The organism is Congzhengia minquanensis (assembly GCF_014384785.1).
Lineage (GTDB): Bacteria > Bacillota > Clostridia > UBA1381 > UBA9506 > Congzhengia > Congzhengia minquanensis.
Genome location: NZ_JACRSU010000002.1, coordinates 181,208 through 206,254 on the forward strand (window position 1 = coordinate 181,208; position 25,047 = coordinate 206,254).

At 45.0% G+C, this 25,047-nt stretch carries 19 protein-coding genes; 4 read left to right on the top strand and 15 right to left on the bottom strand.

Translation table 11 applies throughout. The annotated features are described in order from the left end of the window. Nucleotides 1-119: 119 nt before the first annotated feature. Entirely contained in the window at nucleotides 120-3,761 is a 3,642-nt protein-coding gene (locus tag H8698_RS05960) for a hypothetical protein (protein WP_249311697.1), read from the bottom strand. Between the two features lie 123 nt (nucleotides 3,762-3,884). Beyond that, nucleotides 3,885-5,486, bottom strand: a complete 1,602-nt coding sequence (locus tag H8698_RS05965) for a Na+/H+ antiporter NhaC family protein (protein ID WP_249311698.1) — start codon at nucleotides 5,484-5,486, stop codon at nucleotides 3,885-3,887. A gap of 233 nt (nucleotides 5,487-5,719) precedes the next feature. Here H8698_RS05965 and spoIVA point away from each other — a divergent pair, with 233 nt between their 5' ends. The 3 genes from spoIVA to H8698_RS05980 all read left to right on the top strand — a co-directional run bounded on the left by spoIVA (nucleotide 5,720) and on the right by H8698_RS05980 (nucleotide 8,031). After that, nucleotides 5,720-7,198 (top strand): stage IV sporulation protein A, encoded by a 1,479-nt coding sequence (spoIVA, locus tag H8698_RS05970; RefSeq protein ID WP_249311699.1) that lies wholly within the window; start codon nucleotides 5,720-5,722, stop codon nucleotides 7,196-7,198. 105 nt (nucleotides 7,199-7,303) lie between these two features. Continuing rightward, the gene (locus tag H8698_RS05975) at nucleotides 7,304-7,651 is read left to right on the top strand and encodes a DUF4234 domain-containing protein (RefSeq protein ID WP_249311700.1); all 348 of its coding nucleotides are present in this window, start codon (nucleotides 7,304-7,306) and stop codon (nucleotides 7,649-7,651) included. Between the two features lie 8 nt (nucleotides 7,652-7,659). Continuing rightward, the gene (locus H8698_RS05980; protein ID WP_249311701.1) at nucleotides 7,660-8,031 is read left to right on the top strand and encodes a DUF2752 domain-containing protein; all 372 of its coding nucleotides are present in this window, start codon (nucleotides 7,660-7,662) and stop codon (nucleotides 8,029-8,031) included. A gap of 24 nt (nucleotides 8,032-8,055) precedes the next feature. Here the strand turns inward: H8698_RS05980 and H8698_RS05985 are convergent, their stop codons facing one another. The 6 genes from H8698_RS05985 to H8698_RS06010 all read right to left on the bottom strand — a co-directional run bounded on the left by H8698_RS05985 (nucleotide 8,056) and on the right by H8698_RS06010 (nucleotide 15,891). Further along, nucleotides 8,056-9,960 carry a polysaccharide biosynthesis protein gene (locus H8698_RS05985; RefSeq protein WP_249311702.1) on the bottom strand — a complete coding sequence of 635 codons (1,905 nt, stop codon included), beginning with the start codon at nucleotides 9,958-9,960 and terminating at the stop codon, nucleotides 8,056-8,058. A 33-nt stretch (nucleotides 9,961-9,993) separates the two neighbouring features. Next, the gene (locus H8698_RS05990) at nucleotides 9,994-10,743 is read right to left on the bottom strand and encodes a glycosyltransferase family 2 protein (RefSeq protein WP_249311703.1); all 750 of its coding nucleotides are present in this window, start codon (nucleotides 10,741-10,743) and stop codon (nucleotides 9,994-9,996) included. Then, entirely contained in the window at nucleotides 10,736-11,473 is a 738-nt protein-coding gene (locus tag H8698_RS05995) for a sugar transferase (protein WP_249311704.1), read from the bottom strand. Before H8698_RS05995 ends, H8698_RS05990 begins: the two co-directional genes overlap by 8 nt. Continuing rightward, nucleotides 11,470-12,675: a DegT/DnrJ/EryC1/StrS family aminotransferase gene (locus H8698_RS06000; RefSeq protein ID WP_249311705.1), complete on the bottom strand. Its 1,206-nt coding sequence runs from the start codon at nucleotides 12,673-12,675 to the stop codon at nucleotides 11,470-11,472. The genes H8698_RS05995 and H8698_RS06000 overlap by 4 nt, the downstream gene beginning before the upstream one ends. A 164-nt stretch (nucleotides 12,676-12,839) precedes the next feature. Continuing rightward, nucleotides 12,840-14,390: an SLC5/6 family protein gene (locus H8698_RS06005; RefSeq protein WP_249311706.1), complete on the bottom strand. Its 1,551-nt coding sequence runs from the start codon at nucleotides 14,388-14,390 to the stop codon at nucleotides 12,840-12,842. Between the two features lie 184 nt (nucleotides 14,391-14,574). Further along, nucleotides 14,575-15,891 (bottom strand): alpha-L-fucosidase, encoded by a 1,317-nt coding sequence (locus H8698_RS06010; protein WP_177679997.1) that lies wholly within the window; start codon nucleotides 15,889-15,891, stop codon nucleotides 14,575-14,577. A gap of 144 nt (nucleotides 15,892-16,035) precedes the next feature. Here H8698_RS06010 and H8698_RS06015 point away from each other — a divergent pair, with 144 nt between their 5' ends. Continuing rightward, nucleotides 16,036-16,854: a helix-turn-helix domain-containing protein gene (locus tag H8698_RS06015; RefSeq protein ID WP_249311707.1), complete on the top strand. Its 819-nt coding sequence runs from the start codon at nucleotides 16,036-16,038 to the stop codon at nucleotides 16,852-16,854. Between the two features lie 22 nt (nucleotides 16,855-16,876). On the opposite strand, the gene H8698_RS06020 is transcribed toward H8698_RS06015, so the two are convergent. The 7 genes from H8698_RS06020 to H8698_RS06050 all read right to left on the bottom strand — a co-directional run bounded on the left by H8698_RS06020 (nucleotide 16,877) and on the right by H8698_RS06050 (nucleotide 25,010). Next, a complete protein-coding gene (locus tag H8698_RS06020; RefSeq protein ID WP_249311708.1) occupies nucleotides 16,877-18,829 on the bottom strand; it encodes an NAD(+) synthase in 1,953 nt (650 codons plus the stop codon). Between the two features lie 74 nt (nucleotides 18,830-18,903). Continuing rightward, nucleotides 18,904-20,298, bottom strand: coding sequence for an asparagine--tRNA ligase (asnS, locus tag H8698_RS06025; RefSeq protein ID WP_249311709.1), 1,395 nt, complete (start codon nucleotides 20,296-20,298; stop codon nucleotides 18,904-18,906). Next, complete coding sequence (locus H8698_RS06030) at nucleotides 20,288-21,031, bottom strand: ABC transporter ATP-binding protein (RefSeq protein WP_249311710.1); 744 nt, start codon at nucleotides 21,029-21,031, stop codon at nucleotides 20,288-20,290. The genes asnS and H8698_RS06030 overlap by 11 nt, the downstream gene beginning before the upstream one ends. Then, complete coding sequence (locus H8698_RS06035) at nucleotides 21,024-21,860, bottom strand: ABC transporter ATP-binding protein (protein ID WP_249311711.1); 837 nt, start codon at nucleotides 21,858-21,860, stop codon at nucleotides 21,024-21,026. Before H8698_RS06035 ends, H8698_RS06030 begins: the two co-directional genes overlap by 8 nt. Then, a complete protein-coding gene (locus H8698_RS06040) occupies nucleotides 21,857-22,927 on the bottom strand; it encodes a branched-chain amino acid ABC transporter permease (protein ID WP_249311712.1) in 1,071 nt (356 codons plus the stop codon). The genes H8698_RS06035 and H8698_RS06040 overlap by 4 nt, the downstream gene beginning before the upstream one ends. A gap of 15 nt (nucleotides 22,928-22,942) precedes the next feature. After that, entirely contained in the window at nucleotides 22,943-23,827 is an 885-nt protein-coding gene (locus H8698_RS06045) for a branched-chain amino acid ABC transporter permease (protein WP_249311713.1), read from the bottom strand. A 19-nt stretch (nucleotides 23,828-23,846) separates the two neighbouring features. After that, complete coding sequence (locus H8698_RS06050) at nucleotides 23,847-25,010, bottom strand: ABC transporter substrate-binding protein (protein ID WP_249311714.1); 1,164 nt, start codon at nucleotides 25,008-25,010, stop codon at nucleotides 23,847-23,849. Between the last annotated feature and the right edge of the window lie 37 nt (nucleotides 25,011-25,047).

The window sequence follows — 25,047 nt, forward strand, 5'->3', positions numbered from 1 at the left end:
AAAAACCTCCTATTTTTTAATCGGTCTGACCGATATTTTTAACGAATGTTTGGCAGATTTACCCACGCCATATTACATTATATCATAAATCCATAAAAAATCAAATTTTTTTTTACATTTTACGAAAGATTTTCAACTGTGACCTGAATTTTTTTGGTTTGTAAAATATCTGCTTCTTTTACATACGCAGTAATTTCTGCCGAACCGGCACGCAAGCCTGTAATAGCTTGCCCATTTACACTGACAATATTTTCATTGCTGCTCACCATATAAATTTCGTAGTTTGCACTGTGATAAAGCTTTTCTTTTCCGGTTTGAACAAAAAGGTTCAATTCCGTTGTTTCTCCTGTTTTCAGTGTAACGGCTCCGGCCCCGTCAACCTCCTGAAGGCCGAAGCGGAAATTGTCGCTGTATTTTGGCGTTACACCTGCACGTTCAATTATGTCCAGCGCCTCCTGGGGCCAGTCTGCATCGTTATGAACATGCAAGTCCTCTACCTTTACATTATAAATTCCGTTGTTTAAGTTTTCATCTGTGGTTGTATAGTTGTTTTTCAAATAAATATCTGTAATCGTGCTCATATGAATATGCAGCCATCTAGCAGGCATCACAATGTTTTCAGGCGTTCTGTCATTTTTTCTGTACCACACGGGATTTTTGTTTAAATCCACCACGTTGCTTAAAATGTCCCAATTCGTTGAACCGTTGTCGGGATAAATCATGCCGTAGCAGTTGCCGGTATCGTACAGATAGTTTTCTGCAAACACGTTGGGGTGTTCTTCCGACCCGTTGGTGCGGCCCAAAAAGTAAACACCGCCGCCGTCAAATATTTTTGTGTTCATCACCTTATGAATGTAGTTTTGTTTTACCGTAAAGTCCTCTGTAACCGTTTTGGTGTAGGAGTTCCAGCCCCAGCCTAAGTGCATTCCGCTGTAACAGGTATCGTAAATTTCGTTGTTGTTTATCCTGCTGTTTATTGGAAAGCCGGTTGAGAGCGCCGCACCGCCTTTATAGTCCACCGCAATTTTATGCATATAGTTGTCCGTCACGTCAATATTTTCCACATAATAAGCCGGGTCTTTCGGGTCACTCGCGTTGTTTTTGGCTACATCGCCCACCACAAGCGCGCCGCCGGAGATGTCATAAAATTCGTTGCCAACCACTTTGCAGTTTTTCAGGCCGCCTGTCATTTTCAGCCCCGTCATGCCAAGCCGTGTAAAACGGCAGTTTACAAAGCTGATGTTATTCGCGTTGTCCACATTCACTGCTCCGGGGATAAACTGCTCTTCCCCGCCGGTATATCCGTTGTTCTGGCCGCAGCAAAAACCACCGGGTCTGCTGGGCACATTCCACGTGGTATTCTCAAAAACAAACCCACGAAATTCTAAGTTGCGAATTACATCAAAAGCCGAATTTCCGTTTAAATTCAGCATCTTTTCGCAAACCGGCATCACCACGCGAACCTCGTTTATGTTTTCAAACACCCGGGGCTTATAATACAGATAACCCTCGTGCCTGTCTAAATACCATTCCCCTTCCTCGTCTAACAGCTCCAGCGCGTTTTCAATATATTCGGGAACCGTGGGCAGACAGTTGCCCTTTTTCCACTGGTACCCCCAGCCTACAGGCTCCATTGCCACGGTTACGCTTCCGTCTCCGTTGTCTGTCACATTGTCAACGCCACAGTAAGAGTTGGTCCAATCCTCATAAAACACAAACTCCAGGTCTTCAATATGCTTAAACTCTAACAGCGAGATGTCTGTTGTGGTGTATCCCACTCCTTCATTGCCTAAATTTACAGCGTCTTTCAGCTTGCCGCTGCTTTTCGCACGGGTGGCACGAATACCGTCAACAAACAGCTGCCGTGTTTCAACATCTGTGCCCACATAAGACCTGTAAATATTCTTTTCTTCGCTCCACAATGAAAAATTGGTTGCTTCCCGCCCGCCGCTGAAGCTTGCCTTGCCTTTCTTTTCAGAAATGTAGTGAATTTTTAAAGTGTCAGACGTGTCGTTGGGTGTAAAAGTCACCGCGCTTCCGAATGGATATTCCCCCTCTTTAAAGATTACGTATATATCCTCCGAAGCGGTTTTTAACAGTTCGCGCACCTTTACCTTTGCGCCGCTTAACGATTTTAAGGGTTTTCCCGCTTCTCCGCTGTTAAAGTCCCTGCCGTTTTCCGCATCAACATATAAGAAGCTGCCAGAGGTTGTCTTTGTCAGCTCATCTTCCTGCTTTACAGGAGCAAGGTTTTTTTTGTTAAACAGCATAAATTTTGCGCGATGATCATCGCTGCCAACTGCAACAGACAAAGGCACTTCGTTTCCGGCAATGTTTTCAACATCGGCCGTTTCAATTCCCGTTAACGCGCCCTTATCGTTATAAACGGCAAAGGCAGACATCAGCATGTTCCTATCCCCTGCTCCCCTGCAAACCGTTTCAGCAGTTAACGATTTTGTTGCATCGGTCCAAATTTCTTCATTAATATTGGTTATAATTTTCTGTTCTAACAACGCTTCGCCCTTTGGCTTCCACGTAGAATAAAACGTTTTTCCTACAATTCCATAAATATCTACAGCGTTAATTTCCACCCGGCAAAGGCCTGCGAAATTCTCGGGCAAATCAAATTTCACCGCCGTTTGATCCTCGGTGTAGCCGTTGTCCATAATAGCAAAGCCATCGCCGAATTTTTTCATAATCCGGTAGTAAATCCCCACAGCGCTTCCTTTTTTTCCAAATGTCGCCGTAATGTGCTGTTGATTCAGTTCATCGCCGGAAACCGTAACCTGCGACGGCACCTCATAGGAATCGTCAATTTCTTCAATATTTATTTCATCTACAGCAAACGTGACTCTGTCTTTCCCTGAACCGGCACGGAAATAAAGATCAGCCAGACACTGGTCCGGCGTGTTGTTTGCATCCTGATGTACAACTTCAAACTTCTGCCACTCTTTCGTCAAGGCTCCTGCAACATGCTCGCTGTATTTCGGTGTTCTGTCATCCGTCATGTATGGCGCGCGGTCAAAAATATATTTCATGTCAAGGCCATCTGCATCATCTGAAATGGCTTTTGCATACCAGGTTAATTTATATTTTCTGCCGAACCGGATATCCACCTGTGTTTTTGCACAGTCCCAGTCATAATTCACCGTTGTGCTGATAGCGTGGTGTGTGCCGTTTGCCCCGTCCTCGATTCTTGACCCTTCGCTGCCTAATTTCCAGCCTGCTAAATCCGCTTCAAAGCTGCCGTTTGAAACCAAATTTCCTGCAATTGCCGTCTCGTGATATTTCTCAGACAAAATAAGGCAATCGTCAACCAAAAAGTCTTCCTCGCCGGAAATTGTTAAAAATTGATTGAAGCTCCCGTCGTCCAAAGCCTGACAACTGCCGCGAAACTGCGTCCAGCCATCTTCCCCCTCTGTGGTTTGTATGTTTGTCACCGCTCGGTCTTCAATAAAAAAAGCAACGCTTCCGGTGGATTTTATCCAGACGGAAAAGCTGTAAACCACATTTGACTCAGAAAAAAAAGGCAGCAGAACTTTCGGCTCACCGCTGTCTGCAGTAACCAAAAGGCCCTTTCCATACACCCCGCCGAACTGAATTTTCCCAGTCGCATTTTCAAGCCTGACACCTTCCGGTATGCCGTCTTCAAACTGGTAGCAGGCATAGCCCTCGTCTGATATATCGGCCGCAGCCGGGAAAATGGGGCACAGCGTAAGCAGCAAAACAAATGATAGAACCAACCACACATACTTTTTCATGAACGCTACCATACCTTCCTTAAATTGAATACTTTATAAGTCAATTATTGCATAAAATATACAACGTGTCAATAACAAAGAAAGCATCCGGCAAAATAACCGGACGCTTTCGAGTTTTTAAATTTATTCTGCAATTTTTCGTTTGGCAGCCGCCTTAATAACGAACAGGGTTGCAAGCATCAGAACAATTGCAATGGGAAGCACAATAAGCCAATTATGAACAAAGCCTGCTATAATATAGGAAACGAAAGATACGGCCGCAACAGTCAGCGCATATGGCAACTGTGTGGACACGTGATTAATATGGTTGCACTCCGCGCCGGCAGACGACATAATTGTGGTGTCGGAAATGGGTGAACAGTGGTCGCCGCAAACCGCACCTGCAAGGCAGGCAGAAACGCCAATGACCATCATGCTGCTGTCGTTGGGGAACACCGCCATAACGATAGGAATTAAAATGCCGAAAGTTCCCCAGGAGGTTCCGGTTGCAAACGCAAGCCCTACAGCCACAACAAAAATGATTGCCGGCAGGAAATAAGAAAGGCCTGCCGCTGCACCTTCCATAATGTCGCCGACATAATCAGCGGCGCCGAGAAGGCCGGTCATATTTTTGAGCGACGTTGCAAATGTCAAAATTAAAATTGCGGGAACCATTGCAATAAAGCCTTTTGGCACACATTCCATTGCTTCTTTAAACGTAACAACTCTTCTGCACAGCAGATAGAAAATAGCAACAATCAGCGCAATAATTCCGCCCCACGGCAAACCGACCGTTGCGTCAGTATTGGCAAACGCATTAATAAATGATTCACCAGACCACATGCCGCCGACATAAAGCAACGATAAAATGCAAATTGCAATTAACACAAGAACGGGAAGAATTAAGTCAATCACTTTTCCGCGCGATGAATGTTCTTCATTATTTTGTTCCACCCTATCACCGGTTGTGAATAAATCACCCTTTTCAGCATTTTTTTCATGCAGCTTCATGGAGCCGTAATCAAACTTCATTAGTGTAATTGCGATAATAAACACAAAGGTGAGAAGCGAATAAAAATTATACGGAATCGCTTTTATGAACAGCGACAATCCCTGTCCTTCGGGCACATAGCTTGAAACCGCCGCAGCCCAGGAAGAAATCGGCGCAATCATGCAAACGGGAGCTGCCGTTGCGTCAATCAGATATGCAAGCTTTGCTCTTGAAATTTTGTGGCTGTCTGTAACCGAGCGCATAACCGACCCAACGGTAAGGCAGTTAAAATAGTCGTCAATAAAAATGAGAACTCCCAGAATAAAGGTAGCCATCGACGCGCCTGTTTTTGACTTAATATGTTTTTGGGCCCATTTTCCAAATGCCGCAGAGCCGCCCGCCTTATTTATCAGCGCCACAAAAATTCCCAGAACAACAAGAAAAATAAAGATACCGGCTGTTCCGGAAACTGCTGCAATTAGGCCTTCGTTCAAAATATTGTCCATTGCAGCTACAGGACGGAAGTTTGTAGATAACAATCCGCCTGCCACAATTCCAATAAACAGAGAGCTGTAAACCTCTTTTGTGATAAGTGCCAGCCCGATTGCGATAACCGGCGGCAACAGCGACATAAAGGTAGCAGAATAACGGCTTGTGCTTTCCGGGTCACCGTTGTTCACAGTAAACGCCAACAAAGCAAATACTGCCACCGCAAGAATTCCAAAAATAACTCCGACAATGGTTTTACGTTTCATTTTCGTTTCCCCTTTGTAAGTTTTTTAGCAGCGGTTTCCTAAAAATTACAGGAATTCACCAATCTTTTACAATTATATTATGAAAATTGCCAAAAGTCAACAATTTTATTGGCAATAGCTGAATTTTTTTATGCAATTTTCTATATGAAATTAATTTAAGACAAACAGTCATAAAAAAACAGATCTTTTCATACTATGTACAAACAATAAATCACAACGATGGAGGAATATGTATGGCTGAATATAATATCTATCAGGATATTGCCGAACGCACAGGAGGCGATGTTTATCTGGGCGTTGTAGGACCGGTTCGGACAGGGAAATCGACCTTTATTAAAAAGTTCATGGATCTGTTTGTCATTCCGAATATTGGCGACTTAAACTCAAAGGAACGTGCGCAAGACGAACTGCCCCAAAGCGCCGGCGGAAAAACGATTATGACAACAGAACCAAAATTCATTCCCAATGAAGCGGTTGAAATTACCTTTGACGACAATGCAAAAATGAAGGTCAGAATGATTGACTGTGTGGGCTACATTGTAAACAGCGCCCTGGGCCACATTGAAAACGATGTGCCGAGAATGGTGCAAACACCGTGGTCTGAGGAGCCCATTCCCTTTGGCAAGGCTGCTGAAATTGGCACAAAGAAAGTAATCTGCGACCACTCCACCATTGGGATTCTGGTAACCACCGACGGCAGCGTCACCGATATTCCTAGAGAGGACTACGTAGAAGCCGAGGCGCGGGTTGCTGAAGAACTTACCAAAATGGGCAAACCCTTTGTGATTTTATTAAACACAAAATATCCCGACAAGCCCGAAACAGAGGATTTGAGAACCTATTTAGAAGAACAATATCACGCTCCGGTGGTGGCAGTAAACTGTTTGGCTCTCACAGAGCGGGAAATCAGGGAAATTATGAAGCAGGTGCTTTTAACCTTCCCTGTGAGAGAAATCAGCGTGGATTTGCCGAAATGGATTGACGCGTTAGCCGATGAGCACAGAATAAAAAAAGGCATTTATGAAGCTGTTCTTTCCGCTGCTGAAGATATTATTACCTTAAGCAATTTAAAAGATGCGGCGGCAAAAATGTGTACCTGCGAATTCATTGAAGCTGCAGAAACGGCAAACATTGATTTGGGCACGGGAAAAGCCTCAATTTCCGTCACTACCCCTGGAGACCTGTTCTATAAAATTGTAAAAGAAACCTCCGGATTTGACATTGACGGGGAAGATAAGCTTTTGTCGCTCCTTACACAAATGTCTGAAATTAAGCGGGAATATGACAAGGTAGCTGTGGCGCTGAAAGAGGTTGAAAACAAAGGCTATGGCATTGTTACGCCCACCATTGATGAAATGAGCTTAGAAGAGCCTGAAATTGTAAGACAAGGAAGCAGATTTGGCGTGAAGCTGAAAGCGTCAGCACCCTCAATCCACATGATTAAAGCGGAAATTCAGACAGAAGTAAGCCCCATTGTGGGTACGGAAAAACAGTCTGAAGAACTGGTGCACTATCTGCTCCAGGAATTTGAAACAGATCCAAAGCAGATTTGGCAGTCGAACATTTTCGGAAAATCCCTTCACGAACTGGTGAACGAAGGGCTGCACAACAAGCTGGGAAGAATGCCTGACGAGGCTCAGGTGAAGCTTCAGGAAACACTACAGAAGATTATTAACGAGGGCAGCGGCGGTTTGATTTGCATTATTCTCTAAAATTTGACATGCCCCGGCCGCAGCACTTGACACTCCATTGTTTCCTATGATATAATTACAGCAGAAATGTTGTGTATTTAAAATTAAGAAATGAGGGCGGCTTGTATGATACAAAGAAGGGAAATTGCAATCTCCATTGTTTTAAGCGTGATTACCTGCGGCATTTACGGAATTTACTGGTTTATTAAGCTGAACGATGAAATCAACTACTTAGCGGACGACCGAATGGCAACAACCGGCGGAATGGCGTTTTTGTTTTCCATTTTGTCCTGCGGCATTTATCTGTTTTACTGGATGTATAAAATGGGCGAAAAGCTGGACGGAATTTATATAAACAAGGGCTGGCCCGCTCAGAGCAGGGGAATTTTATACCTGATTTTATCGTTCTTCGGGCTGAGCATTGTTTCCTATGCGCTGATGCAGGATTCTGTAAACAAAGCAATTGCAGCTTAAAACTTCTTATGAAAGCAAGGCTGACAAAAGAAATAAAACGATTGCTCGCCGTACTGTTGTTCGGCTTGGCATATTTAATGTTTATACGGCTGACCGGGCTTTCCGTTCCCTGTCCGTTTCATTTGGCTACGGGGCTATATTGTCCCTCCTGTGGCATTACGGGAATGTTTGTGGCCTTAGCAAGGTTTGATTTTGCAGACGCGTTTTTCCATAATCCGGTCATTTTTGTTACGCTTCCTGTCTTGCTGGCACTGTATTTGGCTGAAACAATCCGATACATAAAAAGCGGAGATAGACGTTTGAGCACAGTTTCCAAAATAATTTTGTCAGTTGAAATTGTTCTGTTAATGATTTACGGGATTATCCGAAATTTCGGATAATCCCGTTTTTTTGTATTTTTTTATTTAAGACACCGCAACCGTGGCAGAGTTCGATAAAGCGGCATAGTCCTGCTCGCTTTCGTGCTCCTCCTGTGCCTGTTCCGGAACAAAAGTGGGCACAACCTCTTTTAAAGCTTCTTTTATTGCCTCGTCTCCTATGTTTAAAGCAATGGACAGAATCTGCAGCTTATGCTGAAGCTCGTTGTGGTTAATTGTAATGGGACTGCCAATAAAAATTTTACTGTGCTCTGTTTTGCGAAGCCCTTCTTCATTCATCAAAAGTTCTTCATAAAGCTTTTCGCCGGGCCTTAAGCCTGTAAACTCAATTTTTATGTCCCCTTCAGGCTGAAAGCCTGCAAGCCGAATCATTTTTTGCGCCAAGTCATAAATTTTCACCGGCTCTCCCATGTCCAGCACAAAAATTTCTCCCCCCTGTGCGTTAACCGCCGCCTGAATTACAAGCCGCGCCGCCTCGGGAATTGTCATAAAAAACCGGGTGATTTCAGGATGCGTAACCGTAACCGGCCCGCCTGCTGCAATTTGCTTTTTAAATCGGGGGATAACCGACCCGTTTGATCCTAAAACATTTCCAAACCGCACGGCAACAAATTCCGTTTTGCTTTCCGCCGCCATTGTTTGAATAATCATTTCACACATTCTCTTTGTCGCGCCCATAACGTTTGTTGGGTTAACAGCCTTGTCAGTGGAAATCATTACAAACCGCCTCACGCCAAATTCGTCTGCGCATTTTGCAACATTCAGCGTGCCGAAAACATTGTTTTTCACCGCTTCGCACGGGCTATATTCCATCAGCGGAACATGTTTGTGGGCTGCCGCATGAAACACAATTTCCGGACGGTAAACGGAAAAAATGTCATCTAAACGTTTTTTGTCCCTGACGGACGCAATTAGAACTTCTAATTGCTGATCCGGATATTTTTCCATCAGCTCATTTTGCAGCTCATATGTGGTATTTTCATAAATGTCCAAAATAATCAGAAGCTTCGGACGAAACGGTATAATCTGCCGGCACAGCTCAGAACCAATGGAACCGCCGCCGCCCGTAACCAAAACGGTTTTTCCGCATAAATCCTCTTTTATCAAATTGTTATCAAATTTCACAGGTTCACGTTCCAGCAAGTCTTCAATTTCAATATTCCGCATGCTGTTAAAACCAAAATTACCCGACAACACCGCTTCAATTCCCGGCATCACTTTAACCTTGCAGCCGGTTTTCGTGCAAATTTCTAAAATCTCCTTTTTCTCCGAAAGCGGCAGCGTATAAATAGCGAAAACAATCTCCTCCACCATCTTCTCCCGGCAAATCCGTTCAATTTCACTGCGGCCGCCAAGCACCTTTGCGCCGCACATCACCTGGTTTTTCTTTACCTTGTCGTCGTCAATCAGGCCGACAACATTGTAGTGCAGATGTTTGTTGTCGCGGATGTCACGCAGCAGCATTGCACATAGCTGGCCGGCTCCAATAACAAGTACGCGCTTTCCTTCCTTGTCTGCCGAAACGTTGGACAGCTTTTGCAAAACTCTAATGGAAAACCGCAATGCAAGGATTAAAAACATCACGGCAAATTTTGCCGCCAGGCAAAATTTAGGATAAATTAAAGCGCTGTGCAACAGAAAAATATCAACAAGCATGCTAACGGTGCCCGCCGTAACGCAAGCTGTTAAAAGCTTTAAGTATTCTTTAATGCTGGCATACATCCAATATACATTATACATGTCGAAAATAAAAAGAATGGAAGCAAAGACGCAAACTGTCAGCACGATGGAGGGCAGACTATCAATAAAATAAGCGCCAAATGACGCAACCGGAAACATAAGGATAATCACAATGGCATAGGCCAGGACAGATAGCAAAACATCCATTAACAGCAGATATCTGTTCCGAAATAATTTATTCAGGTATTCCATTTCTAATCACTTCTCACTTTCCTGTTTGATCATCTATTTTATATGAAATATTTTCAGCGCTCCCCACACAACGATGTGAAACGCAGACCGTAATACGCTCAAATGTTCAATTTCGCGGTAAAGCTTCCAATGATATTTTACCAATGACAGCTTATTGCTGGAAATGGAATTAGGGCGGACGCGGTATTCCATTAAAACCTCATGCAGACCATAAATATATTTTTCCTGTTTTAACATTTTAAGCCACAATGCATCGTCATTGCGCTTTTTAATGTTTGGAACTTCAAACTTCCCCATTTTATCCACATCATACATCACTGTGGAGTTTCCTATAGGACAATCCAACAGCAAACGGTTATAGCTTGTCCTGTCAATAACGTTCACAATTTTATTCAGCTTGCGGCCAGATTCATCAATCTTTTCATAAGCAGTTGCAGTAAACGGGTAGCGGTTCGCCTCCATAAACGCAAGCTGCTTTTCCAGCTTTTCCGGTTTCCAAAGGTCGTCGCTGTCTAAAAAGGCCATATAATTTCCCTTTGCCAGCTTCATGGCCTCCGTTCTTGCGACGGCTGCCCCGGAATTTGTTTTAAGCCGGACATATTTTATTCTGGGGTCTTTTTCGCAGGCCTGTCCAACAATTTCTTTCGTATCGTCAGCGGAACAATCGTCTGCAATTATCATTTCCCAGTTATCAAAAGTCTGAGCCTGAACAGACCGAATTGTTTCTAAAATATAGGCCCCGCAGTTGAATGTTGGCGTAATGACCGAAACGAGTTTATGCATTTACATCTGCCTTTCTGTTCTCCGGCAATTCTATTTTTTTGTTGGCGCAAACGGCAAAAACCGTCTTTACCATGATTTTTAAATCGTTCCAAAGACTAAAATTTTCTATATATTGAAGATTATATTTCATTTTTGCAGGCAGGATTTTTTGAACATAAGTTTCATCTACGTTCTCTGTCTGGGCCAAAAGCTGGCTCTCATCCTTATAATAAATGCTTGCTGAAGATGTTACGCCTGCAGGCAAAAGCAACGTTGCCATCATTTTGTCTGTATAACAATTTACATATTTTTCAACTTCTGGCCGCGTTCCCACAAAACTCATGTCGCCTAACAAAATATTAAACAGCTGCGGAATTTCATCTATCCTGTATTTTCTTAAAACTTTTCCAACCCGGGTGATACGCGGGTCGTTCCCAACGGTCACTAAAGTGCCCAAGGTGTCTGCCTTTTCTACCATTGTACGAAATTTATAAATTTTAAATTTCCTGCCATATTGGGTAATGCGGCTCTGTTTGTAAATAATGCTGCCAAAAGAATCAAGCTTGATTGCGGCCGCAACAACAAGAAACAGCGGCAGAAGAACGCATATGAAAAGAACGGAAACAACAATGTCGAATATGCGTTTTAAAAAGAGCCAAAACATTTTTTTGCGAAGCGCTGTGTAATACTCCAAAACAGCAGAATTCTGCATTTGCTCAGGCAGACAACCAAACTTTTTTAAAATTCTCATAGGCTTAGCAAAAGCCTCCTTACATGTTCTGCAACGTAACAAACATCTTCAACCGTCATTTTCGAGTTTAACGGGAGCGTCACTTCATTTTCAAAAAGTGCATAGGAGTTCGGAAAATCTTGAATGTTAAAACCCATTTGCTTATATGCCGTATGCATTGGAAGCGGTTTATAGTGCACGTTGCATGCTACACCTGCCTGACTCATCTGCTGAATAAACCGGTTCCGAAAATCTAAATTTTTACCCTTAAGCCGCGTCAGGTATAAATGACCGCTGGAACTTTGGTTTTCTGTGTCATGCTGCAAAACGGTAATTTTATCCTGTGGCAGATTATCATTGTATGCCTGTATCAGCTTTTTGCGCTTTTTTAATAGGCCATCATAGCGCTCAAGCTGTCCCAATCCAATCGCCGCGGAAATGTCCGTCATATTGCATTTGTAGCCGGGTAAAATCACATCATATTCCCATGAGCTTGGTTTAAGTTTCGCCCACGCGTCTTTCGACTGTCCGTGCAAAGAAAGTAGCATAAACTGTTTATAAATATCGCCACTGTCTAATCCAATGTCCGGTCTCCAGGTAATCGCCCCGCCCTCGCCGGTGGTAATATTTTTCACGGCATGAAAGGAAAAACAGGTAAAATCGGCCACAGCGCCGCTTTTTTTGCCCTTATAAGACGCGCCGAAACCATGTGCGGAATCTGCCAGCACCAAAATTCTGCCAAGAGCCTCCTGATATTGATTTTTTGCATGAAACAGCTGTTTTTTAGAATTTACAATTTCATAGATTCTGTCGTAGTCGCATAGTATGCCTGCAATATCAATGGGGATTATGGCTTTTGTATTTTCTGTAATGGCTTCGGCCAGCTTATCATAATCCATATGAAAATCATCTGTCTGTGCATCTACTAAAACAAGCTTTGCACCCACATGGCAAGCTACACTTGCACTTGCAGTATATGTATAGCTGCAGGTGATAACCTCGTCCCCCGGTCCAATTCCAAACATGCGCAGAACCAGTTCCATGCAGGCCGTGGCGGAGTTTAGGCACACCGCTTTTTCAGTCGTGCAAGATTCAGCTAATTTCTTTTCAAACAATTTTGTCTGTGCCCCGGTGGTTATCCATCCGCTTCTTAAAACATCTATCACATTTGAAATTTCCAAATCCGTTATATCGGGCGGTGAAAAGGGTATGTCTCTATACATTTTATAACGCTCCTGACCGAAAACCCATACGATTTATTTACACAACTTCAGGCTTTTATCTTATTTATTAATTATAGCACATAATTTTTTTGATTTCAACCTTTTCTTACAAATATAAAAAGAAAGAAAAAGCACCTTAACAATGAATGTTAAGGTGCTTTTTCTTAATCTTCCCAACCCTTAAAGTTTTCTTCCCGCTCCCGAAACTTTTTGTTCCGCTTTACAATGATGCGCATAATTGCGCCGCTTAAAAACGCTAGAATTGTAATAATCCAGCCTGCCCAGATGTTTGAGGCCAGCGTATAGCCGTCTGCCGCTCCGTAAATTCCGCCGCTTGTAAACAGCGAACCCAAATTCCAGCACACCAGGATGGTTAAAAGCAGGGGTGCAATCACTTTAATTGCCGCGTTAAACCACCAGGATGGCATTTTAATTTTGCCTGTGTTCCTATTCACTTCGTGCAAAACCTTAGATGTTTTAAACATATATCCCACAGCAATACATTCCAAAACGCCGACAATCACCATGTTATACTGGTTTGTCCAGTTGTCAACAATATCGACATAAGCCATTCCGGCACCCGTTGTGAACACCAGCGAAATAATTCCAGCCGCAATGCAAACGCCGATTGTGGTTTTTTTCAATTGAAAGCCAAACTTATCTGATATGGCCGACGAAACACCTTCCACAATGGAGAACGCGGAGTCGATTGCCAGGGTAACCAGGCATAAATAGAACAACACGCCAAATAGTGCGTTAAACCAACCAACATTTGTTAAGCTGACAATTGTCTGAGGATAAATCATAAATGCAGTGGAAACGCCGGAAGCAGACATGTTATCCAACATGCCGGTGCCGCCCATGGTAGAAAACATTACCACGCCCGCCAGCAGGCTGACTGCAATGTCGGAAAACGCAATAATCAGGCCGTCTACAGCAATGTTGGAGTCGTCACTCAAATAGGAACCATACGCAAACATAATCGCCATCATAACAGACATGCTGTAAAATACCTGGCCAAAGGCGTCTACCCATATCCCCGGCGAAGTAAGCGCATTGAAATCGGGGATAAACAAACGTTTTATGCCTTCCATTGCCCCGTCCATGGACAGACCCTTAATTGCCATAATCACTAAAATAATAATGGGCATGAATACAATATATTTTATCACCTTGCCAACGCTGTGGGCGCTGTTTCTGATACAGTAATAAATCAGACCCCATGCAATTAGAAGACAAATTATAACCGGAATTGAAATGGTAGACCAGCCGGTTACTGTTCCGGTGGTCTGAATTGTCTGAGCCCAAAGGTTTTTCGCGGCGTTCAGCCGTTCCGACATATTCGGCAGATTTGTAAACGCGGCAAACTTATAGCTCATAAATACCATTAAAATTACCCAGGCGAAAACCACTGCGTAGTAGCACGCTATGATAAATGCATTGCTGGTCGCGGCCCAGCCAATCCACTCTGCCTTTTTGTTAATGCCCCGCAGTGCTCCCGGCGCGCCGGAACGCATCTTTCTGCCGATGGAAATTTCCATCATGAGCAGCGGTATCCCTAAACACACCATTGCAATCAGATATACGAACAAAAACGCGCCCCCTCCGTGCTTGGCCACCAATCCCGGAAAACGCCACGCATTGCCAAGCCCTACGGCTGACCCCACTGCGGCCAGAATAAATGTAGACCTTGAGCTCCAACTCGACCTCTCCATATTTTACCTCCTGCTGTTTCTTTTTTAAGGACAATTATACCACATAAACAAGTATGATTCAAGTTAATTTTACTTATTTTGACAAGTGCGTTACATACATACCGTTATTTTCTTGCATTTTCATAAATTTATGTACGCAAAAAAAGAAATGCGGAAATAAAAACTTCCGCATTTTCTTTAAAAATTATTTTAAGAAGAGCTCAATTACAGGCACGATAACCGGAGGCTTCACCTCAGGCAGCTCAATTACCAAAAGGCCGTCTGATTTGCTTCTGCCTTCGCTGAAATGCTGCACTTCGTTCTCTGTCATTTTCAGCTCGCTTCCATCGTTTAGCAGCTGTGCATAGTCCACTTTTCCGGCATATCCGGGAAGCTCTAAAAATTTATAGGGATATTCACAAAGGTGGATATAAAGCCGTTTTCCGTCAACAGACTGTGTAAGACGGCATCCCCGCGGTTCTTGAAATTCCGGTTCCGCCATGGTGCAGCCGTAAATAGAACGGGAATGATATTTCATCCAGTCCGCATACACCTTCAGTGCGTTTTCCGCCCGGTAATCAAGATAGCCTCTTGCGGTTGGTCCCACATTCATCAGCAGGTTTCCGCCGATTGAAACAGTGTTAATCAGCATTTGAACAAGCATTTCAGGCGATTTCCATGTCATTTCGTCACGAAAATATCCCCAGGAGCCGGAAAAAGTCTGGCAGGCTTCCCACGTAACAAGCTCGCCGGTTTCTGCATGGCGGACCCAGGAAAGAGGCTGATACTGCTCCGGTGTCCACAAGTCCTGTTCAATTTCCGTGCGGTTGTCAATAATAATTCCCGGCTGCAATTCTCTTGCAGTTTGAATTAGTTTCTCCGCCTCCCAGTCATCTTTGCCCTTACCTTTCATCCAGGGGGACTTTTCAGGAACTTCATGGTTGGAGTATGAAAAATCGAACCACAGCACATCTATTTTCCCATAGTTTGTTAACAGCTCGGTCACCTGATTCCGCATGTATTCCGCATATTTATGTACGTCCCTGCCGCGACTTAATTCCTCCGCATTTGCATCCTCCCTTCTGGGGTGAATCATGTCGATTGGAAATTCCGGGTGATGCCAGTCGATCAGAGAGTAATAAAATCCAATGTGCAGTCCCTCTGCACGGAACGCATCTACATATTCGCGGACAATGTCGCGTCCAAACGGCGTATTTGTGGATTTGTAATCCGTAAACTTTGAGTCAAACAGGCAAAATCCTTCGTGGTGTTTTGTGGTAAGCACCACATATTTCATTCCGGCCGCCTTTGCCTGGCGCGCCCACTCTTTCGGGTCGTACATGTCGGGGTTAAAATACTTAAAATACTTGTCATAGTGCTCTTCCGTAATCATTTCCCGCATTTTAATCCACTCGTGGCGGGCCGGCATTGCATACAATCCAAAATGGATAAACATGCCGAAACGGTCGTGCGTGAACCACGCCGTGTCGCCCGGCGTTTTTCTTGTTACATAGCTTGACATAAAAATTCTCTCCTTTACCCTCATTTTTCATTGAAATTTTCTTTAAAATATGATATATTGTTTTTATGGACTTTCAAGGGCATTATAACATGGTATATTTGATTTTCCAATATATTTTTTCGTTTAAAATATGGAGTTTTTGACATGAATATCAAAAAGAACACACAGGTCGCAAAACTTTTTAACGACTTAAGCATCACCATAGCCGACAACGGATATGCCAAGCTTTCCACCGACTGGCATGCTGAGAATGTCTGCTCCCCGTTTTCTAGAATTTATTTTATTTTAAACGGTGAGGGTTATGCAAAAAGTAAAAACGAATTTATAAAACTATCCGCAGGCAACTGCTATTTTCTACCCGCCGGGCTGACTTATGACTATTGGTGCGAAACCTCCCTAAGCCAGCTGTTTTTCCATGTGAATGTGACGGAACCCGGCGGTCAAAACTTTTTTGGGGCTGCCCGTTCCTTTGCCAGCTTCCCCATAAGCCCGGAAACGATAGACAAGATTTTGTTTTATTATCAGTCGAAAGACTTTTTAAACGGTTTGAAAATGAAAGCATATATAGAATATGCGCTCACCCGCTTTATCGACCAGTATCAAATTCGTGGTTTTTCCGGCGACAACTATTCGCCTGAGGTTCTAAAGGCCACAAAATTTATCAGCCGCAACCTTTCTATTCAGCTGAAAGCCGCCGACATTGCCGCCAGCCTGTTTATTTCGGAAAGCAAGCTCACCAAAGAATTCAAAGCAGAAACCGGCATGACGATTGGTAAATATACCGACGGGTTAATTTTTTCCCGGGCAGAGTTTCTGCTTTCCAAAACCAGCTATTCCATTAAAAGCATCAGCAATGAGCTGGGGTTCTGCGACCAGTTTTATTTTGCCCGGCGTTTTCGGCAAACGTACGGCGAAACGCCCCTTGCATACAGAAAAAGAGTTCAGGCCGCCAGCAAAATTTAATGCGTGCCTAAACTCTTTTTTGTTATTCACCCAATGTTTCCACTTCGTTGATCCAAATTGTGCTTTCCGCGTCGCTGGGCATTCTCCAGTCCCCCCTGGGCGAGAGGCACACGCTGCCAATTTTCACGCCGTCCGGCATGCAGCTCCGCTTAAACTGCTGTGTAAAAAAGCGTTTATAAAAGGTTTTCAGCCACTTTAAAACCGTTGCTTTATCATAAATTCCTGCAAAAGCTCTGTTAGCCAAACAATAAATTTTGGCAGGTGAAAATCCATAACGCAAAACATAGTATAAGAAGAAGTCGTGCAGCTCATAAGGCCCAACTACGTCTTCTGTTTTCTGTGCAATTTTACCCTCTGCATCCGGCGGCAAAAGCTCCGGGCTGATGGGGGTGTCTGCCACGTCTTTTAAAATTTCTGTGCTTTCGGGAAAAACATTGTTTTCCGTCAAACTGTTAATCATCCAGCGAACCAAGGTTTTGGGAACTCCCGCGTTTACGCCGTACATACTCATCTGGTCGCCGCAATAGGTGCACCAGCCCAGCGCAAGCTCGCTCAAGTCACCGGTTCCCACCACAATTCCGCCAAATTCATTCGACATATCCATCAGCACCTGGGTGCGCTCCCTGGCCTGCACATTTTCATAAGTAATGTCGTGAACGTTTATGTCGTGTCCAATGTCTTTAAAATGCTGGACACACGCTTCTTTAATAGAGATGTTCTTCGTGGTCACTCCCAGCGATTCCATCAGCGCCACCGCGTTGTGAAACGTTCTGTCTGTAGTTCCGAAACACGGCATGGTAACAGCGCATATGTTGGTGGGCGGAAGTCCCAGCTGCTTAACAGCAGCTGAGGTCACCAAAAGTGCCAGCGTCGAGTCCAGCCCGCCGGACACACCGATAACCGCCCTGCCCCCTGTGATGGCGAGCCGTTTTTTTAACGCTTGTGTCTGCATTTCAAAAATGTTTAAACACCGCTCTATTCTTGCTTTTTTCTCTGACGGAATAAACGGGTGTTTTCGCACCTCATATAACATTCCGTCGCTTTCTGTCACGGCCGGAAGCTTCACAAATTTTACAGAATCTCCCTGATATAGACTGGTAGCGTCTTTATAGCTTTTATATTTTAACCGGTCAGCTTTAATTTTTCCCAGATCCACGTCGGCTGTGAGCACATAATCCGTATCCAAAAACTTTTTATTTTCAAACGTAATGGTCCCGTTCTCCGCAACAAGGCTGTGGCCTGAAAAAATCAGGTCTGTGGTGGACTCGTCTGTCCCGCAGGAAACATAGGCATAGGCACAGTAGCATTTTGAGGACTGCTGTTTTACCATATCCCGTCGGTAAGTCCGTTTCCCAATGGTTTCGTTGCTGGCAGACAAATTAAAAATCAGTTCCGCGCCGTGCAGCGCCAGCCCAATGCAGGGCGGCACCGGCATCCATAGGTCTTCACAAATTTCTGCGCCAAATTTAATGCCGTTTTCCGTTTCAAAAATTAAGCTGCTGCCCAGGGGAATATCATAGCTGTAATCGTTTTCGGGAAACAGGTTTTTGGAATTCATGTAAGGCTCTGTTAAGTCTTCCGCTGAGGAGAACCACCGTTTTTCATAAAACTCGTTGTAATTGGGAATAAAGGTTTTTGGCACAATGCCAATAATTTTTCCCTTTGCAAGAACCACCGAGCAGTTATAAAGTTGGCCGGCAATATTTATCGGCGCGCCCAAAACCACAACAGCTTCACTGTTTTCTGTGGCAGATGCGATTTTAAAAAGCGACTCGTTCACCCCGGACATAAGCCTTTCCTGAAAAAACAGATCGCCGCAGGTGTAACCGGTGATACACAATTCGGGAAACACAATGAAATTTGATTTTGCTGCCTCTGCTTCCTTTAATTTTTTGATAATATCCTGTGTGTTTTTTTCCGTATTGGCCACTGCGACCTTTGGCACGCAGCAGGAAATCCTTACAAAATCAAACATGTTGCCCCTCCGCTATCAATTTATTTCTATCCTTTATTTTACCACAATTTTCTATTCGATACAATCATTTTCCGCTAAAATTCCGCGTTTTTCACCGTTCTGGGGTAAGGTATTACGTCGCGGATGTTTGACACACCGGTTAAATACATAATAATCCGCTCAAACCCTAAGCCGAACCCAGCGTGTTTCGTTCCGCCATATCTGCGCAAATTTAAATACCACCAATAGTCCTTTTCCTCAAGGGAAAGCTCCTTCATGCGCTCAACAAGCAGGTCGAGCCGCTCTTCCCGCTGGCTTCCGCCAATAATTTCCCCCACACCGGGCACTAACAAATCCATTGCCGCAACGGTTTTCCCGTCGTCGTTTAACCGCATATAAAAGGACTTAATTTCTTTTGGATAATCCACCACAAAAACCGGCTTTTTAAAAATCTGCTCGGTTAAAAACCGTTCGTGCTCGGTTTGCAGGTCGCTTCCCCACTCCACAGGATATTGAAACGCTGCATTGCTGCTTTTTAAAAGCAAAACCGCCTCAGTGTAAGTAATTTTTTCATAGTCGCTGGCCGCCAGCGCGCAAAGCCGCTCTTTTAGCCCCCTATCAACAAACTGGTTAAAGAATTCAATTTCCTGCGGGCAGTGTTTTAACACGTATTGAATAATATACTGAATCATGTCCCAGGCAAGGTTCATGTTGTCGTTTAAATCTGCAAAGGCAATTTCCGGCTCAATCATCCAAAACTCTGCGGCATGGCGGGTTGTATTGGAGTTTTCAGCTCGGAAAGTAGGGCCAAAGGTATAAATTTTTCCAAAGGCCAGGGCAAAGGTTTCCCCCTCCAGCTGACCTGATACAGTTAGATTTGTGCTTTTTCCAAAAAAGTCCTGCTTCCAGTCAATCTGCCCGCCCACTGTTTTCGGCGGATTTTCTAAATCCAAAGTGGTAACACGGAACATCTCTCCGGCGCCCTCGCAGTCCGACCCGGTAATCAGCGGGGTGTGAACATAGACAAAGCCCCTGTCGTGAAAAAACTGATGAATGGCAAACGCCGCCTCGCTTCTAACACGAAAAACCGCCCGAAAAAGGTTTGTCCGCGGCCTTAAATATGCCTGCTCCCGCAAAAACTCCGGCGTGTGGCGTTTGTTTTGCAGGGGAAAGTCCGGCGTAGACGCGCCTTCAATGTGAACGGTTTCCGCCTTCAGCTCAAAGGGCTGTTTCATATTGGGCGTTAATTCTATTTTTCCTGAAACAACAAGCGCCGCACCAATGTTCTGCTTGCTGATTTCATCGTAATTTAAAATGCTTTCCCGCTCAAGCACCACCTGAATTCCGCGAAAACAACTTCCGTCGTTTAGATCGATAAATCCAAAGGCTTTTCCGACCCGGTTGTTTTTTATCCAGCCGCAGACGATAACCTGCTTCCCTGAATAGCGTTCAGGCGATGTGTAAATATCTTTTATGTTGTCATGTTCCATTTTTATTACTCCTTTTTTGCTGTCGTGCCTTGCCCAAATAGGCCTCTTTCACGCTTTCGTCCCGCAGAAGCGCTTTCCCCGTCCCCTTTTTTACCAGCCTTCCGGTTTCTAAAACATAAGCCGTGTCGGCGCAGGAAAGTGCCAGGTTTGCGTTCTGTTCAATTAAAAGAACGGTGATGCCCTCATTGCGGATTTCTTTTATTATATCAAAAATATCTTTTACAATCAATGGGGCAAGCCCTAAAGATGGCTCATCCATCATAATCAGCTCCGGCCGGCTCATCAGGGCGCGGCCAAGCGCCAGCATTTGCTGTTCGCCGCCGGACAGCGTGCCGGAAAGCTGCCACCTGCGCTCTTTCAGCCTCGGGAAAAGCGAATAGATGTGCTGCATACTTTCTTTTAAATCGTCTTTTCTTAGATATGCGCCGATTTTTAAATTTTCTTTCACAGTGAGGTTGGCAAACACCCTCCTGCCCTCCGGCACCAGTGCAATTCCCTGTTTCACGATTTCATGGGGCGGTTTGGCCGCAATGTTTTGCCCCTTAAAAAAAATACAGCCGCTTTTTGGTTTTACCAAACCGGCGGCGGATTTCAAAACTGTGCTTTTGCCGGCTCCGTTTGCTCCCACCAGCGTTACAATTTCCCCTTCCGGAACAGAGAGCGACACGTTTTTTACCGCCTCAATGCCGCCGTAGGATACAGTGAGGTTTTCAATTGTCAAAAGGTCACCCATCCTCTGCCCCTCCCAAATAGGCGTCAATCACGGCCTGGTTTTGCTGAATTTCCTCCGGTGTGCCGCTGGCTAAGAGCTTTCCGAAATCTACCACATATATTTTGTCGGAAATTCCCATCACCATGTCCATATGGTGCTCAATCAGCAAAATTGTCAGCTCATAGCGGCTGCGGATTTTTAAAATAAATTCCGCCAATTCTTCCGATTCCTGTGGATTCATTCCCGCAGCCGGCTCGTCCAGCAGCAAAAGCTTTGGGCCTGTTGCCAGTGCACGAACAATTTCCAGTTGCCGCTGCTTGCCATAAGAAAGTGAAGATGCCGGCATATTTTGAAGCTGTTCCAAGCCAATACTTTTTAAAAGCGCGGCGCTCTTTTCCCGCATGCCTGCTTCTTCTTTATGGTTTATCCGAAACACGGCGGAGAATACATTGCTTGTTCTTCTCACGTGCATTGCCGTAAGCACATTTTCAAACACAGTCATAGAGCGAAACAGGCGAATGTTTTGAAAGGTGCGGGCAATGCCCAGCTTTGTAATTTCGTCCGGCCGTTTTAACATTATTTTTGTATATTTTTCTCTGTTTTCGCCTGCATAAAGCCGCTTCATTTTTCCCTTTGGATAATTCTCAATCATTTTTTCACCGTCAAACGAAACCACGCCGTTGGTAGGCGCATATACGCCGGTAATTACGTTAAACACAGTGGATTTTCCTGCTCCGTTCGGGCCAATGAGCGACACAATTTCACCTTTTTTAACCGTAAGGGACAGGTTATTCACCGCAACCACGCCGCCGAACTGCATGGTGACGTCGTTTAAAGAGAGCAGATTCATGGTTTTACCTCCTTATTTTTATAAGAGATGTGTTTCAGCCTGCCTGCAAACCGCGATATGGAAAATTCCTTTCTGCCCATAATTCCCTTTTGAAAAAACAGGACCACTAACATGACCAAAACAGAGAATACCACCCTGCGAAACCCCGGCCTGAGCAGCGGAATTTGAAAGCTGCCGATATATTGCTCCGTGTCTAAAAACCGCAGCCACCACTCATTCGCCGCCACAAACAAAAACGCGCTTAAACAGCTGCCCGTGACAGAACCGATTCCGCCGATTACAACAATTAGCAAAATCTCATAAGTCATGGCTGCCTTAAAGGCTGAGGCCTGCACCGTCATTTGAAACATTGCAAGCAGTGCGCCGGATATGCCTGCAAAAAAGGAGCTGATGCAAAACGCCAGCCGCTTGTGCCGGGCAAGATGAATTCCCATTGCTTCTGCCGCTGTTTCGTCGTCGCGGATAGCGCAAAGCGCACGCCCGTATGTGGAGCGGATAAACAGCACAATCACCGCAATGCAAGCGCCGGAAACAACAAATGGAAACAGTGTGGAGTCATACGTTTGAAATTTTCTGAGCAGATTGGAACCGTTGGTCACCGGCCCAAGCGCATCCCATTGAAACACAGCCCGAATAATTTCTGCAAATCCTAAGGTGGCAATTGCTAAATAGTCGCTTTTGAGGCGTAAAACCGGCAGGCCGATGAGATATGCAAAAAAAGCCGCCGCAAGTCCGGCAAGAACAATGGCTGCCAGCACCGGCAGCGTAAAATGAATTGCCCCGCCGCCAAAATAAAGGTAAACGGACGGCTTTAGCACCTCAGGGATGGTAAAGATTGCATAAGTGTATGCGCCGATAAGCATAAATCCTGCCTGTCCCAACGAAAAAAGCCCTGTAAAGCCGTTTAACAGATTCATAGAAACTGCAACCAGGGCGTAAATTGCTCCTTTTTGCAAAACCACAAATACCATTTCTGTTGGCGGCAAAATTTGCTCCAGCACATAAATTCCGATTAACAGCGCCGCAATGAGCAAGCCCGATAAAATAAAATTGTTTTTTTTGCTCATGCCAGCCCTCCTCGCTTACACCTTTTCTGCTAATTTTTCGCCGAACAGTCCTGTGGGCTTTATGGTAAGAACCGCAATTAACAGCGCAAAGGTAAATGCATCTGAAAAAACCGTCCACCCCAGCCCCTTCATAATATTTTCACAAATGCCGATGACAAATCCGCCGATTACCGCGCCGGGAATGGAACCAATCCCGCCGAACACAGCCGCAACAAAGGCCTTTAAGCCGGGCATGGCGCCCGACGTCGGCACAATTCCGTTGTAGTTTGAAAAATAGAGCATGCTCCCCACCGCCGCAAGAAATGAGCCAATTACAAACGCAGCGCTGATTACGGAATTAATTTTAATTCCCATCAACTGCGCCGTTTCAAAATCCTTTGACACGGCGCGCATGGCAATTCCGTTTTTGGTGCGGTGGATTAAAAGCATCAGCCCTGCCGTCAGCAAAGCGGTCAGCACAGGCGTGATAACTGTCACCCGCTTTGTTACAACCCCGAAAACCGATATGGTGTCGCTGACCCAGGGAATCGCCGGATAGGTTTGGTTCAGTCCGCCAGTTGCGTAAAGCGCGACATTTTGCAGCAAGTAGCTGACACCGATTGCCGAAATCATAACGGACATGCGGGGCGCTGACCTAAGCGGCCGGTAAGCGGCCTTTTCAATTAAAAATCCCAAAACCACCGTTGCGGCCGCCACCAGCGGCATCGCAATCCACACGGGCAGAACGGATGCGGCATAAACCATCATCAGGCCAGACGCCATGAACACGTCGCCGTGGGCGAAATTAATCAGCCTTAAAATGCCATATACCATGGTGTAGCCAATGGCAATGAGCGCATATTGGCCCCCCACTGATATTCCGGCGAAAAGATACGGCAAATTTTGTGTGACACCTTTCATACGCGGCCTCCCATTTCACTTATCTTACCGTCTGTTCGGCAACAAATTTCCAGCTTCCGGACTCAGTATCCGCTGTTTTCACATATGCCCTGTCCCGGATTGCGTCGCCGTTTTCATCAAAGGCAATACTGCCCGAAACCCCTTCATACTCCACTGTTCCCAGTGCGATTAAAATATCGCCGGGGTTGACTGAGTCTGCTTTTTTCATGGCCTCCAGTGCAACATAATATGCATCATAGCCCATTGCTGTCATGGCGGCAAGGCCAACATCCCCGCCGTTGTTTTTTATATGCCTGGGGTCAGACTGCATCCACGCTTTCACCCCTGCGTCAAACTCCGGGTTTGCGCCCTCCTGATAAAAGGTAGTTACATATATTTGGACGTTTTTTCCTTTAGACGCATTTAAAATAACGTTGCTGTCCCAGGTATCGCCGGCCAAGATGGGAACCGTTAATCCCTGGGAGGAGGCCTGATCTACAAGCAGCGCCGCGGCCTCTGTGGAAACCGGGGCATAAAAAATGTCGGCGCCTTCATTTTTCGCTTTTGTGATGTAGGAGGTAAAGTCGCTGTTACCCTCCTGAAATGCCTCTGAAACCACTTCTCCGCCGGCTTTCTGAAAAGCATCAACAAAATAGTTTACCAAACCGCCTGAATAGTCATCCCCCAGTTTTGACAGACAATATGCTTTTTCTGCTTTTAAATAGTCCCGGGCAAAGTTTGCCAGCACCGTTCCCTGAAAGGGGTCTAAAAAGCAAATTCTGAAATAAGTTTCGTTCCCCGCCGTCACCTGGGGATTGGTGCAGGAAATACCGATTGCCGGAACGCCGCCCCTTGCAAAAATATCGGCCGCCGCAATGGACACGCCTGAGCCATAAGACCCCAACACCACCGAAACACCCCTGCTCAATAAATTCTGCGCCGCAGTAGGCGCTTTGTCTGTTGCAGATTCGTTATCCACGGTTTCCAGCTCCACACGATATGGTTCTCCATCAATTTCAACGGTTTTTGTCTGGCTGTTGGCATATAAAATTCCCAGCGTTTCCTGTTTGCCCCCTGCGCCATTATCGCCGGAAGCAGGCTCAAACACGCCGATTTTCACAGTTTTTTCCGTTTTCTCTGCCGAACATCCCAAACAGGCAGCTGGAAAAAGAAGGGCCAACACACAAATTAAAAGCTTTTTCATTTTTTATGCCCACCTTTTCAAGTCTTGCAATATATAT

Coding starts and splice junctions, on each gene's coding strand:
- H8698_RS06010 (WP_177679997.1), bottom strand. CDS start 15,891: ATGTCAAGCTATGTAACAAGAAAAACGCCGGGCGACACGGCGTGGTTC.
- H8698_RS06040 (WP_249311712.1), bottom strand. CDS start 22,927: ATGAGCAAAAAAAACAATTTTATTTTATCGGGCTTGCTCATTGCGGCG.
- H8698_RS05960 (WP_249311697.1), bottom strand. CDS start 3,761: ATGAAAAAGTATGTGTGGTTGGTTCTATCATTTGTTTTGCTGCTTACG.
- H8698_RS06000 (WP_249311705.1), bottom strand. CDS start 12,675: ATGTATAGAGACATACCCTTTTCACCGCCCGATATAACGGATTTGGAA.
- H8698_RS06030 (WP_249311710.1), bottom strand. CDS start 21,031: ATGGGTGACCTTTTGACAATTGAAAACCTCACTGTATCCTACGGCGGC.
- H8698_RS06020 (WP_249311708.1), bottom strand. CDS start 18,829: ATGTTTGATTTTGTAAGGATTTCCTGCTGCGTGCCAAAGGTCGCAGTG.
- H8698_RS06005 (WP_249311706.1), bottom strand. CDS start 14,390: ATGGAGAGGTCGAGTTGGAGCTCAAGGTCTACATTTATTCTGGCCGCA.
- H8698_RS06050 (WP_249311714.1), bottom strand. CDS start 25,010: ATGAAAAAGCTTTTAATTTGTGTGTTGGCCCTTCTTTTTCCAGCTGCC.
- H8698_RS06015 (WP_249311707.1), top strand. CDS start 16,036: ATGAATATCAAAAAGAACACACAGGTCGCAAAACTTTTTAACGACTTA.
- H8698_RS05985 (WP_249311702.1), bottom strand. CDS start 9,960: ATGGAATACCTGAATAAATTATTTCGGAACAGATATCTGCTGTTAATG.
- H8698_RS05975 (WP_249311700.1), top strand. CDS start 7,304: ATGATACAAAGAAGGGAAATTGCAATCTCCATTGTTTTAAGCGTGATT.
- H8698_RS05995 (WP_249311704.1), bottom strand. CDS start 11,473: ATGAGAATTTTAAAAAAGTTTGGTTGTCTGCCTGAGCAAATGCAGAAT.
- spoIVA (WP_249311699.1), top strand. CDS start 5,720: ATGGCTGAATATAATATCTATCAGGATATTGCCGAACGCACAGGAGGC.
- H8698_RS05965 (WP_249311698.1), bottom strand. CDS start 5,486: ATGAAACGTAAAACCATTGTCGGAGTTATTTTTGGAATTCTTGCGGTG.
- H8698_RS06045 (WP_249311713.1), bottom strand. CDS start 23,827: ATGAAAGGTGTCACACAAAATTTGCCGTATCTTTTCGCCGGAATATCA.
- H8698_RS05990 (WP_249311703.1), bottom strand. CDS start 10,743: ATGCATAAACTCGTTTCGGTCATTACGCCAACATTCAACTGCGGGGCC.
- H8698_RS05980 (WP_249311701.1), top strand. CDS start 7,660: ATGAAAGCAAGGCTGACAAAAGAAATAAAACGATTGCTCGCCGTACTG.
- H8698_RS06035 (WP_249311711.1), bottom strand. CDS start 21,860: ATGAATCTGCTCTCTTTAAACGACGTCACCATGCAGTTCGGCGGCGTG.
- asnS (WP_249311709.1), bottom strand. CDS start 20,298: ATGGAACATGACAACATAAAAGATATTTACACATCGCCTGAACGCTAT.